Here is an 11,604-nt window from a genome sequence, read left to right as displayed (position 1 = left end):
CCCTGATGCGGCTGCAACTGACCGGACATAGCCGGGAAGAAGCCATCGAACTGATAGCGTGTGCCTTAGCGCCGGAGATGGAAGCGGTCATCGAGCGCAGGGAAGTCTTTAATTTACAACGCTATTGCCAGCATCTGGCATTGTTGCCTGAAACACCTTGGTTAATCTGATTGCAACTTTCCTGCTTTACCTTTTTCTGGTGCTTCTGAGTTGGCGCATCTTGCCCTTGCTGTCTATAGTTAAGCAAGTGCGAATACAGCACTACTTATAAAGTGTGTTCTTACAGCTGTAAATAATTGCGGGGAAAATTATGATTCGTTCAATGAAACTGGGCGTGCGCTCAGCTTTGGCTTTTGGCTTGGTTGCTTTGCTCACCTTGTTGCTAGGCCTCAATGCAATCTTACAGATGGAGCGCATCGAAGGTATCACAGAGCAGTTGGTCACCGTCGATTTTAATGCTGCTAACGAGGCAGGCAATCTGCGTCGAGATTTAATGGCGTTGATTGTTCAGTCGTATCGGATCCGCACCGCTGAGGATGCTTCCGAGCTTCGTGAAATGCTGGCTGAATCAGAACTTCTGATTCGGCATTATCAACGCGATAGTCAGACGCTAAGTGCATTGCTTTCTGATGGTCAGGCACAGACGGCGTTTAGGGCTTCGGATCAGCAATTTCAGCAATATCAGCAAAGCTTTCAGCAATTGGTACAGCATGTGCAGGCTGGCAGGGCAGTTGAAGCCAGACAGTTGCAAATGGGGGCCTTACGTGAGCGGGCCGATAACTTAATGACGGCGATTGATGTTCTGGTTGAGCATATCATGGACAGCGCTGCTGCTACTGAGCAAGAGGTAGATCGAGTGTCTGATCAGGCCCAGCTTTTACTCGGGATTGGTTTGGTGATTGTGTTGCTGTTAAGTGCCCTTTTTGCTTGGCTTTATAGCCGAAGCATCATAGGCCCGATGCAACAGGCTGTGACCTTAGCGGAAACCATTGCCCGCAATGATTTAACCCTGCAGTTTGAAGTGGATGGTCAGGACGAACCTGCCGCCATGTTGCGCGCCTTGCTGGCTATGCAGCAGAGCTTAAAAGAGGCGCTACGTCATATTTCTCAGTCAGCCAGTCAGCTGGCAGCTACCTCCGAAGAGTTAAGCGTGGTAACCGACCAATCCACTGCCAACCTGCATACCCAAAGCAGTGAGCTGGAGCAGGCTGCTACAGCAGTGAATGAATTGACTGCTGCCATTGAAAATGTGGCTGAAAGCGCTGCCGAAACCTCACGTGAGTCGGATGTGGCTGAAGCGGCCAGCAAGCTGGGCCAGCAAAAAGTGCTGCAAACCATGCAGACTTTAAAAACTTTGGTCACTGGTATCGAAAACAGCTTAAGTGGGGTGGAATCACTGGCCGGCCGGGTTAAAGACATAGGTTCTTTGTTGGATGTGATCCGCGCCATTGCCGAGCAAACCAACTTGTTGGCACTGAATGCAGCGATTGAAGCGGCCAGGGCTGGTGAAAGTGGCCGAGGCTTTGCGGTGGTGGCTGATGAAGTAAGGGCCCTGGCACACCGGACGCAGGAATCCACCAAGCAAATTGAAGCCATGATCAATGCCGTGCAGCAAGAGACCAACAGCACCGTCCAGGCCATCAGTGAAAGCAATGAACAGGCCGTCAATACCATGCAGGCGGCGTCGGAAACCGAAGAAGCTATCCAGCAGGTGACGGAGGTGATCGACAACATTAACCAGCAAAATGCGGCTATTGCTGCGGCAGTCGAGCAGCAATCCATGGTATCGAAAGAAGTGGATTCGAATCTGACCACCATCCAGGATCTGTCTACTCAAACAGCGGCTGGTGCCAATGAAACCAGTGCTTCCAGTCAGGAGTTGGCGCGGGTGGCGGAAGAGCTGAACAACCTGGTCGCGGAATTTAAAGTGGCTTAGAGCCACATCCAGGAGATACCCAGGCCCCACTGGGTATCTGCTATATCACCAGATAAGCGCTTCAAAATGAAGCTATCCAACTGAAAGCCTGCACTGGGCCGCCATACCAGGCCACCGCCAACCACTGATGCGGAGTCATCGCCAAACCAGATACCAGTTTCGACAAAAGCGGTTAAGGCGGTTGCGACTGGGGCACCATAGGTGGTGGCCAGAAACCAGCTGCTGGTGCTGCGGCTGCCCTGCCATTGCAGCATCAGATCTGCGGCATGTCCTTCGGCCCATAAGTCCCAACTAGTCACCAGGCCTAGATCGACAGCATTGCTGGATTCGGTAAACTCCCGTTGGCCGGTTCCCAGTTGAATACCAGCCTGCAGGGCCACGGCATCTGCGGCAAACCAGGGTGCCAGCGCGGGCGACGCATCATAGCGAGCTCCTAGCCGGGTGTCACTGTAGCCTGACTGGGTTTGACGGGCATCGCCCTGTCGGACCCGTTGCCGGATGTAAGGCGCCATTTCCAGCTGCAACTCCCACTGTGGCATCAAGCCATAGCGCAACATGGTATGAAGCTCCGTTTCCTGGCTGCGAGTCTGTTCACGGTTGCTAAAGCTCACCTCTGGTAAACCCAACTCAATCGACCAAGCGCCAACCGGAAGCACGGATGGAGCGAACAAAATGCCAGGGCGGTCAAAATCCGGCCAGTCATCTGCAGCCAGGCAGCAGCAAGTAAAGACGGCTAAACTTAGCCAGAGCCTCTTGATCATGTCAGCGTTCTCCGGAGTTCTTTTTGTTAACTATAGACCACTTCAGGTTCGTTAAAATGATGAAATCCGCGGTCTGTTTGCCTATTTCGGCGTGATATTTACTATTTTAGAAATTAATCATAATCTAAACCGTTGATTTTAAGCGTTTAAATTTTTGGCTTGTTTTTTGCCTACTAACCAAGTGCATTGGCAACCGATGGCTGCCCTTAACAATTAAAAGCAAGAGGAAAGAACAATGTGGAAATTAGGTATCGTCGTTTTGGCACTTAGCTCTGGTTTGGCAGTGGCCAATGAACGCTGTGCATACAGCGCAGAGCGGACACTTAACCTGTCGGATGTACAGCGCTTGCAGCTGACCATGGCGTCCGATCAGCTGAAGCTGACTGGCAGCACTAGCAACGAAGTACAAGTGCATGCCCGGCTTTGTGCTTCATCGCAAAAACGACTGGATGAATTGCAGCTGGCAAGTCGGCAACAGGGCCAGTCCACCCAGTTGCAGTTGTTGCCTGAGCGGCGCTCGAATCAGTTTGGCTCTGGCCTCTTTGGCCGGGGTGGCAACTATGGCTGGTTCGATTTAACGGTGCAGGTTCCGGCAGCCATGCTGCTGGATCTGACGGTCAGCTCCGGTTCGGCCAGCATTGAAAATATTGCCGGTTTAGAGCTGGTGTTAAGCTCTGGTCGGGTGCAGGCCAGCAAGGTCGCTGGCCCGGTCAGCAGTACCGTCTCCAGTGGTCAGTTCACCCTGACCGATGCAGGCCCGGTGCAGTTGAATGCGCTGTCGTCCGGTCAGGTGTCCCTGCGTCAGGTCGGCGCTGTTCAAGCTAGCAGTGTCAGCTCGGGCCAGCTTAGCATTGAGCGCGCTGCCGGTGATGTGTCGCTGAACAATTTGAGTTCAGGGCAGATCCGGGTCAGTGATGTGCAAGGCTCGGTCAGGGTGGATCGCATTAGCTCCGGCTCGGCCCGGGTCAGCGATGTGACAGGCGACGCGGCCTTTGGCTCCATTGGTTCTGGCAGCATCCGAGCAGAGCGCATTGGTGGCGACTTTAGCTTAGAGCGAAAAGGCAGTGGCTCGGTGCGGCATCAGGAGGTGCGTGGCCAGGTGCGTTTGCCATCCCGTTAAATGGACATCAGGTCAGGCAGCACTAAGCTGCCTGGCTATTTGTTTCGGCTTTATCCATACTTAGGCTCCGATTTCTTATTTGGCAAAGCTATGGTGCGATGGTTGTTGGCCCTGGTGATGTTAAGCGCCACTTCACTGCAGGCGGAACCCTGCCTGCTCAAAGTGCAGGCGCAGCATTTTCCTCCACGCTTTATTAAGCTTGAGTCGGCTACCGGCGAGGTGGTATGGCAAGGCTTTAATGCGGAATTGTATCAGCAGTTGGCAGATCGAATGGGCTGTCAGCTGGAGCTGTTGGAGATCCCCTTTGGCCGGGCCATGCAAATGCTGGCCGATGGTGAGCTCGGCATGATGAGCAATGTGTCAAAAAATGCCGAGCGCGCCGAGTTTGCTCACTTTATTGGCCCGGTTAGTACCGAGCGTACCATGGTGGTTGGGGAGCGTGCTTTACTCGGTAAGGTCGGGAATTTGCAGCAATTGGCCGAGGTCGATGGGCAAATAGGCCTGATGCAAGGGGTGTTTTACGGTCAAGCGTTCGCAGCTGAACTGGAGCAAAATCCGCAGTTGCAAGAGCGGCTTGCATATGTTGGCACCAGCCAGCAAAAGCTGGACTTATTGTTGCGTGGCCGCATACAACTGACCTTTGAAGACAGCCTAACGTTGCAGCAGCTGTATCAACAGGGTGTGCTGGATGAGCAGGAGCAGGTGGCGCTTTTTACCTTGCATGAAAGTCCGGTCTACCTGGCGGTCAGTAAAGCTGCATTTGATGAAGAAAGCTTGCATCAATTGCAACAGGCTTGGCAGCAACTGGTAGCCGATGGCGTCTTATCCGGCTTGCAACAGCGTTACTTTTCAGCTGTGGAGCCGCTTTAATTTCTCTGTGATCAGCAAGACGATCATGCCCGTCATTCACTCTGATTTCCCCAAAGCAGTGCAAATATTTCGTTAATTTGTCGCTGCATACGTATTCATCTTGTTTACCTGCACCAGTTTGGCCATAACAGTAGGGCTCTGTGCAAACTTTAAACACAGAGATCGTGAGGCCTGTTTAGTACTGTTGGTGGCGTCTGGAGACGCAGGGGGTAACAACAAGGACAACGTCGTGGGACGGCAAGGCATGAAGCCGGGTAGTACAACTACAGGCCGGAAATAAAACCATTTATTTTCAGGTAAAACCATGCAAAAAACAGCCAAAACTTCCATCTGGCAGAGGATGCGTCACAGCGCTATTGCCTTATCCGCATTCAGTTTATCCTTTGGCCTGCAGGCCAGCGAGTTGCCGGAAATCCCGCCGCAGCAGGTCAACAACACCATGTATCAGGCGTTTTACTGGGATGCCTACCCTGGCCTTTGGGCCAATTTACCGGCCATGGCGACCCCTTTGGCCGAGCGCGGCATTACCTCGATGTGGCTGCCACCAGCCGCCAAGGGTATGAATGGCACCAACAGCGTCGGTTACGATGTGTACGATTTTTGGGATCTGGGCGAGTTTTACCAAAAAGGCACCACCGCTACTCGCTATGGCAGCCGTCAGCAGCTGCAGCAAGCGCTGACTGCGCTGGATCAGCTGGGTATTCAGGCCTATTTTGATGTGGTGTTTAATCACCGCATGGGCGCTGATGCACAGGAGAATATTCCTGGCTTTGGTCTGGCCTGGACCGAGTACCATTTGCAAGGCCGTCAGGCGCATTATACCCAGCAAAACTGGGGCTACTTGTGGCACGACTTCGATTGGGACTGGACCGCCTTTAATGGCTCCGATAATCAGCTGTACCCCGGCAAGTGGTGGGGCAATACCTTCCACTTTCCTTACCTGATGGGCGAGGATGTTGATTACAACCGCTTTGAAGTGCAGCAGGAAATGAAAGCCTGGGGCGAATGGATTATCAACCACGTAGGCTTTAGTGGCTTTCGGATGGATGCTATTGCGCACGTGGATACCGATTTCACCCGCGACTGGATCAATCATGTGCAGTGGGCCACCAGCGAGGATGTGTTCTTTGTAGCGGAAGCCTGGGTCAGTGATATCAACGGCTATCTGGATGCCGTCAATACGCCGCATTTGCGTGCCTTCGACTTTAATCTGCGCGAAGACTTTGTCGCTCTAAGCAGTGGCGGCAAAGACATGCGCTGGTGGGGTGGTCTGGTCAATAGCCAGCACCGCGATCGGGCGGTCACCTTTGTCGATAACCACGATACCAGCCGGGCGGGCAATCCTTACGGCATGCCGCAGGTGATCAACTACAAGAACCAGGCCTATGCCTACATCCTGTTACGCGAGCATGGGGTGCCCACGGTGTTTGCCCGTGATTACGATGAGTTTGGCATGGCAGCAACGCTGGATAAACTGATTGAAGCCCGCCGTTACTTTGCCTATGGCCCTGGTCATGAATACTCCGGTAATACCGAGGCAGTCTATGCCTATGTGCGGGAAGGACTCAGCAATGTGCCGGGCACCGGTTTGGTGATGCTGATGTCGGGTCGCAACTGGGGTGGCCAGCAGTCGTTTTCTATCAATAGCCGTCAGCCGAATACGACATTTTACGATTACACCGGCAATGTCAGCGGCACTGTCACCACCAATGCCCAGGGCTATGGCAGCTTCCCGGTCAATATGACGGAAAGTACCGGTTGGTCGGTCTGGGTACCGCAATCCAGTGGTGGCAATCAGCCGGGTACCATCACGCTGCGCATGACCAAAGATGTCGGCTACGGCTACTCACTGTTTTTCACCGGCAGTAGTTCGGAGCTCACCAACTGGGGCGGCGGCATTGAAGGCACTTGGACCAGTGGCAACGTCTGGGAAGTGACCATCCAGGACCCGGGTAATTTTGAATGGAAAACCCGTAAAGGCCCAGCCGGTGGCAGTGGTCAGGACTGGGAAAGTGGCAGCAACCACAACCAGAGCAATCTGCACCCTAGTTTTAATGGTGGGTTTTAACGAAACCGTATCACCTGAGCTCAACTACAAAATCAGCCCCGATGGTGGGCTGGTTTTGCTTTATGACCATGCAGTTGTTGTGAGCTGGTATTGGCTCTACAATACAGGAAGAGTAAATAATCGGAACCGTTATGAATCAGGATATACGTTGGCAGCAACGGCTGGATAATTTTACCAAAGCCTTGAGCGAGCTGACGGAAGCCGTCGATTTATCCAGACAGCGCCCCTTATCCAAGCTGGAGCAGCAAGGCTTGATCCAGGCCTTTGAATACAACTATGAATTGGCGTGGAGCTGTATAAAAGATTTTTATCAGTTTCAGGGCGAAACCGATATTCAGGGATCTCGTGATGCATTCCGGCTGGCTTATCAGCGAGGCTTGGTTGCAGACGGTGAGCTCTGGATGTCGATGATTAAAAGCCGGGCGCTGACTTCCCATAGCTACAATCAGTCGACTGCCCAAGCTGTTGTGCTGGATATTTTGCAGCGCTACCACCCAGCACTGACGGCTTTGCATCAGACGCTAAGTAGCCACTATGCCACAAGCTGAATTATTCGGTCTGCCCGCAGCAGCTTTACAACAGATCCGTCAGTGCATGGCGAACTTTGGCACTATTGATCAGATCATTCTGTATGGCTCTCGTGCCATGGAGACTTACAGGCCGGGTTCGGATATTGATCTGGTGGTGCTAGGCGAGCATTTTAGCCATCAACAACTGCTGCAACTGATGACGGCATTGGATGACTTGCTACTGCCTTATCAGTTTGATATTTGCCGGCGGCAAGACATCGGCCATCAGGACTTGTTAGCGCATATTGAGCGTGTTGGGCAGGTGTTTTATCAGCGCGGGAGTGAGTGTGAACGGAGTAGATACAACAAGGGCGTAATCTTTTGAATTACGCCCTTTTCGTTGGTAGGATCCTTTGCCCTTTTTCGCCTTCACCACCCTGGTTTGAAACACCTTACTGGTGACTAAAGCTTTTATCGCATTATCGCGGATTTCACCGCGGCCATGCTCGGCTGCTGCTGGTTTACTCATGGTATGACTCCTGTTCAAAAAACGCGCAAAGTGTAACTGGAGTCTTTGACTTGAGCAAGCACAAAAAGCTTCGTTTTAGTTATTCCGGTAAGCAGAAAGGAGAAATGCTTGTCAGAATAGCCAGTATGCATTTACCGCTTTGCACTGCCGGAGTTGGTGGTGGCGCGTAGCCGATTGGTTTGCCAATAGACCGATCCGTCAACGAGAGGTGACTATGAATCTGTTCCGACTATTCGTTTTATTTTTGACAGCAATGTTGTCGTTTCAACTAGCGGCTATTGTGATTCGGCATGATGTTAGCGATGAAAAATATTGGGCCAGCGAAGCTGATTTTCCGGCATTGGCCACCTTGTACCAGATAGGTGTGCATGGCAGCCTGATCGACCCCGAGTGGGTGGTGACCGCCGCGCATGCGATTTTTTGTCTGGAACCCGGTGCGCTGATCCAGGTTGGTGGGCAAGAGGTTGCCGTAAGTGCGGTTTATGCCCATGCTGATTACCAGCTGGATAAACACAATGATATTGCGTTGATTAAACTACAAACACCAGTATTTTCAGTGCCTGCAGCCCGGTTGTACCGCGATAATGATGAAAAAGGCCAGGCCCTGTGGTTTATTGGTGCCGGAGCCAGCGGCAATGGCAATACCGGGCAGACGGTATCGTTGCAACAAAATAATGGTCAGTTGCGCAAGGCGCAAAATACGGTGAGCAAAGCCTCGGCTACTGAACTGCACTTTATCTTTAACCAGGGCATGCAGGCCCTGCCGCTGGAAGGTGTATCAGGCAATGGCGACAGCGGTGGGCCAGCGTTCATCCGCAAAGCCGACGACTTTTATTTGCTTGGAGTCAGCTCACGCACCACCTCGTGGTTTACGGCTGTGGGTCGCTATGGTGTGAAAGAGGCCTACTCCCGTATTTCACATCATGCCAGCTGGTTGGATGCCGTGATGGCAGGTGATCATCAGCTGATTGCAGAGCAAACCACACAAAACCGCTTTGTACCGCCGGGCACGGCTGATTTGCCACAACTTTGTGCCAGACTGAATTTTTAATGAGTAAGATTCTGCTGCAGTATTACCACCCATTCTGGGCGCGCTGCACAGGCGCTAGTAAATAGTCACTACGCCTCAAATCAGGTTCTTTGGCTTCACTCCTGTCGAACTACCGCAGTAAAAGTTTGTTTTTTCCGGATGATTGTCATAGCTTTATATCTGGTGTGTCACTGTATTGTGTTATTGGTTTTTATTGGCAGCAAACAAAGGGGGTATTCGTTGCTCGAAGTCATCGAGATCCAGACCAAAGCAATACAAGGTCGAACCGAGCCCTATCTGTGTCGTTTGTCTGATAACCAGCTGTATTACATCAAAGGACCTCAAGCAGGTACGCGTGGGTTAATCAATGAAGCAATCTGCGCTTGGCTGGGACAAAAATTGAAGCTTACTATCCCTGACTATTGCTGCGCCTATCTACCGCCAGATATTTTGAAATACGATCCACAAGCACGTCGGGTGCTAGGCGATGGAGATACCGTTGTCTTTGGTTCCCGACTCATCTCCGGGTTGTTAGAAGTAACGCACTCAAATGTCTTAAAGCTTCCTGTGAAGTTTGCCCGCGATTTATTCCTGTTTGATTACTGGATAAAAAATGAAGATCGCACCATGACAGAACACAGTGGTAATCCGAACTTATTTTACCGCGCAGGTTCAGATAACTATGTAGTGCTGGATCACAACCTTGCCTTTGACGAAGACTATCATTTCAGCAGAAATGCACATTTGCACCCCGGCTATAAAGTGTGGTTCAACAGTCAGCAGGATGTGCTGTGGCAGGATCATTACAGTGCAAAGTTGACAATTGCTTTGCAAGGCTTTGAGCAGTATGCTTCATCCTTACCAGCCACTTGGCTTGATGAAGAACCCGATTATTTGCAACAGATACGAAGGACTTTGTCGCAGTACAATGATGATGAGTTTTGGGAGGTGCTGATATGAAAACGCTGTATCAGTATGCAATAGTACGATTTATGCCGCATGCGGAGACAGGCGAGTTTGCCAATGTCGGCATCGTGCTGTGCGCACCAGAGCTTGGCTTAATTGATTTCCGCCTGGCACCAACCCGCTTTGCCAGGGTTACTGATTTTTTTGAAGACCTCGATGGTAAACTTTATAAAGCCACCTTACAAACCGTGGAAGAAGAGCTGCAGCGATTACATGCGTATGTCGGGAAACTGGTAGCAAAAGATCTCGCGCTCCATATGCAGGAAGTGGTTCGGCCGCGAGAAACATTGGTACGTTATTCTGAATTGCGCACATTGTACCTTGAGAAAAAGCCGGAAGCTGTGCTTAATCAACTATTTGAACAATTGGTTCATCGTAACTTCCTGACAGAAGAGTATCAGGAAAACCTGATGGTTAAAGTGATTCGCCAGCAACTCCGCGATGAAAAGCTTACGCACTTTAAGCAGCAAAAGCTTCAAGATAACTTTTGTGAGGTGACACTGCCACTGGTAGCAAAAACCAATGACCTCTTTGTCATCAGGCCATTAGCCTTTCGCCAAAAAACGGCGATTCGCCTGTTTGATCATGCTGAGCAATGGATAGGTCGTTTCCGGCGGCTGGTAAATCATAATGTGCTGCATAAGCAAAATATTCTTTTACCCCTGCAAGGCCCTGAGGTTAACGACAATAAGCTGATTGGCGCTTTTAAAGAAGTAGAGCGTGAACTGGCGGATTTTGGTGTACAAATATTGGATCATCATGACAAAGCCGGTATTAGCCACTTTGCCAAGCATTCTCTGATGCCTGATAGCTTTAGACTTCAGTAACCACTGTAAACCACAAGGCGCAGATGGTGCAGCTTTTTTAATATTCGGCTCACTTGATGAGCCGAATATTAAGGCTAATCGGCTCATCCACTGGCGGTTAAAAAGGTCCGGTAGCTTTGGTTATCGCTAACCAGCCGGTATTCGTAACCGAGATTGTTTAAGTGTTCGGCGATGTCGTTGTGTTCTGCTACCTCAAAGCCGGCCAGCACATCACCGGTGGCGGCACCGTGGTTGCGGTAGTGAAACAGCGTAATGTTGCGATGCTCGCCCAGCGTATTAAGGAAGTTCATCAGCGCGCCCGGGTATTCCGGAAAGCTGAACTGATAGACCTGCTCGGTCAGCGGCCGCGGTGGCAGGCCTCCGACCATATGGCGGACATGCAATTTGGCCAACTCATCGTCGGATAAATCCAGAAACTCGTAACCGGCATCCTGCAGCGCCTGCTTGACGGTATTCAGCTCCTGCAGGCCATGACGCAATTTGATACCGACAAAGATATGGGCCTTGTGATCGCTGGCGTAGCGGTAGTTAAACTCGGTGATGGCGCGCCCGCCCAGTGTCTGGCAAAAACGGCGGAAGCTGCCGGTCTGCTCCGGGATGGTCACCGCCAGCACAGCTTCTTTTTTCTCACCAAGCTCACAGCGCTCGGAGACATAGCGCAAGGTATCGAAATTCATGTTGGCGCCGCTTAACACCGCCGCCAGTTGCTGGTTAGGCTGGCAATCGCTTTGCTGGCTGTATTTCTTCAAACCCGCCAGCGCCAAAGCGCCGGCGGGCTCGGCCACCGCCCGCAAGTCATCGAAGATGTCCTTGATGGCGGCACAGATTTCATCGCTGCTGACGGTGATGACGGCATCGCAGAACTGCTGCGCCAGTTTGAAATTTTCGCTGCCAATACGTTTAACGGCTACACCATCGGCGAACAGGCCAACACGCTCCAGGGTTACGGGGGCACCGGCTTTAAGCGCCATTTGCAAGCAGTTGGCAT

At 51.6% G+C, this 11,604-nt stretch carries 12 protein-coding genes; 9 read left to right on the top strand and 3 right to left on the bottom strand.

Going from position 1 to position 11,604, the window contains the following annotated elements; translation table 11 throughout:
* The first annotated feature begins 310 nt into the window (after positions 1-310).
* Entirely contained in the window at positions 311-1,936 is a 1,626-nt protein-coding gene (locus JJU14_RS15485) for a methyl-accepting chemotaxis protein (RefSeq protein WP_228614623.1), read from the top strand.
* On the opposite strand, the gene JJU14_RS15480 is transcribed toward JJU14_RS15485, so the two are convergent.
* Complete coding sequence (locus JJU14_RS15480; RefSeq protein WP_228614622.1) at positions 1,933-2,697, bottom strand: transporter; 765 nt, start codon at positions 2,695-2,697, stop codon at positions 1,933-1,935. The genes JJU14_RS15485 and JJU14_RS15480 overlap by 4 nt on opposite strands.
* 235 nt (positions 2,698-2,932) lie before the next feature.
* Here JJU14_RS15480 and JJU14_RS15475 point away from each other — a divergent pair, with 235 nt between their 5' ends.
* From JJU14_RS15475 to JJU14_RS15455, 5 genes are all read left to right on the top strand, one after another.
* Positions 2,933-3,817 carry a DUF4097 family beta strand repeat-containing protein gene (locus tag JJU14_RS15475; protein WP_228614621.1) on the top strand — a complete coding sequence of 295 codons (885 nt, stop codon included), beginning with the start codon at positions 2,933-2,935 and terminating at the stop codon, positions 3,815-3,817.
* 90 nt (positions 3,818-3,907) lie between these two features.
* The gene (locus JJU14_RS15470; RefSeq protein ID WP_228614620.1) at positions 3,908-4,687 is read left to right on the top strand and encodes a transporter substrate-binding domain-containing protein; all 780 of its coding nucleotides are present in this window, start codon (positions 3,908-3,910) and stop codon (positions 4,685-4,687) included.
* Positions 4,688-4,991: 304 nt separating this feature from the next.
* Positions 4,992-6,755: an alpha-amylase domain-containing protein gene (locus JJU14_RS15465; protein WP_228614619.1), complete on the top strand. Its 1,764-nt coding sequence runs from the start codon at positions 4,992-4,994 to the stop codon at positions 6,753-6,755.
* A gap of 131 nt (positions 6,756-6,886) precedes the next feature.
* Positions 6,887-7,303, top strand: a complete 417-nt coding sequence (locus JJU14_RS15460) for a nucleotidyltransferase substrate binding protein (protein ID WP_228614618.1) — start codon at positions 6,887-6,889, stop codon at positions 7,301-7,303.
* Complete coding sequence (locus tag JJU14_RS15455; protein WP_228614617.1) at positions 7,290-7,649, top strand: nucleotidyltransferase domain-containing protein; 360 nt, start codon at positions 7,290-7,292, stop codon at positions 7,647-7,649. Before JJU14_RS15460 ends, JJU14_RS15455 begins: the two co-directional genes overlap by 14 nt.
* Here the strand turns inward: JJU14_RS15455 and JJU14_RS15450 are convergent.
* Positions 7,560-7,793, bottom strand: coding sequence for a ribosome alternative rescue factor ArfA (locus tag JJU14_RS15450; RefSeq protein WP_228614616.1), 234 nt, complete (start codon positions 7,791-7,793; stop codon positions 7,560-7,562). The genes JJU14_RS15455 and JJU14_RS15450 overlap by 90 nt on opposite strands.
* Before the next feature lie 214 nt (positions 7,794-8,007).
* Between JJU14_RS15450 and JJU14_RS15445 the strand changes: the two genes are divergently transcribed.
* The 3 genes from JJU14_RS15445 to JJU14_RS15435 all read left to right on the top strand — a co-directional run bounded on the left by JJU14_RS15445 (position 8,008) and on the right by JJU14_RS15435 (position 10,616).
* Positions 8,008-8,844 carry a trypsin-like serine protease gene (locus JJU14_RS15445; protein WP_228614615.1) on the top strand — a complete coding sequence of 279 codons (837 nt, stop codon included), beginning with the start codon at positions 8,008-8,010 and terminating at the stop codon, positions 8,842-8,844.
* Between the two features lie 219 nt (positions 8,845-9,063).
* Positions 9,064-9,783 (top strand): HipA family kinase, encoded by a 720-nt coding sequence (locus tag JJU14_RS15440; protein ID WP_228614614.1) that lies wholly within the window; start codon positions 9,064-9,066, stop codon positions 9,781-9,783.
* Positions 9,780-10,616, top strand: coding sequence for a DUF3037 domain-containing protein (locus JJU14_RS15435; protein ID WP_228614613.1), 837 nt, complete (start codon positions 9,780-9,782; stop codon positions 10,614-10,616). The genes JJU14_RS15440 and JJU14_RS15435 overlap by 4 nt, the downstream gene beginning before the upstream one ends.
* Positions 10,617-10,699: 83 nt before the next feature.
* Here JJU14_RS15435 and ilvA read toward each other — a convergent pair.
* The coding region (ilvA, locus tag JJU14_RS15430; protein WP_228614612.1) for a threonine ammonia-lyase, biosynthetic at positions 10,700-11,604 on the bottom strand (905 nt) is incomplete at its 5' end.

This window comes from Alkalimonas sp. (assembly GCF_020831925.1).
GTDB lineage: Bacteria > Pseudomonadota > Gammaproteobacteria > Enterobacterales > Alteromonadaceae > Alkalimonas.
This window is presented reverse-complemented; position numbering and strand designations above follow the sequence as displayed.

Excerpts from the sequence above, each read along its gene's own strand:
- JJU14_RS15485 (WP_228614623.1), top strand. The coding sequence starts at position 311 with ATGATTCGTTCAATGAAACTGGGCGTGCGCTCAGCTTTGGCTTTTGGC.
- JJU14_RS15480 (WP_228614622.1), bottom strand. The coding sequence starts at position 2,697 with ATGATCAAGAGGCTCTGGCTAAGTTTAGCCGTCTTTACTTGCTGCTGC.
- JJU14_RS15475 (WP_228614621.1), top strand. The coding sequence starts at position 2,933 with ATGTGGAAATTAGGTATCGTCGTTTTGGCACTTAGCTCTGGTTTGGCA.
- JJU14_RS15470 (WP_228614620.1), top strand. The coding sequence starts at position 3,908 with ATGGTGCGATGGTTGTTGGCCCTGGTGATGTTAAGCGCCACTTCACTG.
- JJU14_RS15465 (WP_228614619.1), top strand. The coding sequence starts at position 4,992 with ATGCAAAAAACAGCCAAAACTTCCATCTGGCAGAGGATGCGTCACAGC.
- JJU14_RS15460 (WP_228614618.1), top strand. The coding sequence starts at position 6,887 with ATGAATCAGGATATACGTTGGCAGCAACGGCTGGATAATTTTACCAAA.
- JJU14_RS15455 (WP_228614617.1), top strand. The coding sequence starts at position 7,290 with ATGCCACAAGCTGAATTATTCGGTCTGCCCGCAGCAGCTTTACAACAG.
- JJU14_RS15450 (WP_228614616.1), bottom strand. The coding sequence starts at position 7,793 with ATGAGTAAACCAGCAGCAGCCGAGCATGGCCGCGGTGAAATCCGCGAT.
- JJU14_RS15445 (WP_228614615.1), top strand. The coding sequence starts at position 8,008 with ATGAATCTGTTCCGACTATTCGTTTTATTTTTGACAGCAATGTTGTCG.
- JJU14_RS15435 (WP_228614613.1), top strand. The coding sequence starts at position 9,780 with ATGAAAACGCTGTATCAGTATGCAATAGTACGATTTATGCCGCATGCG.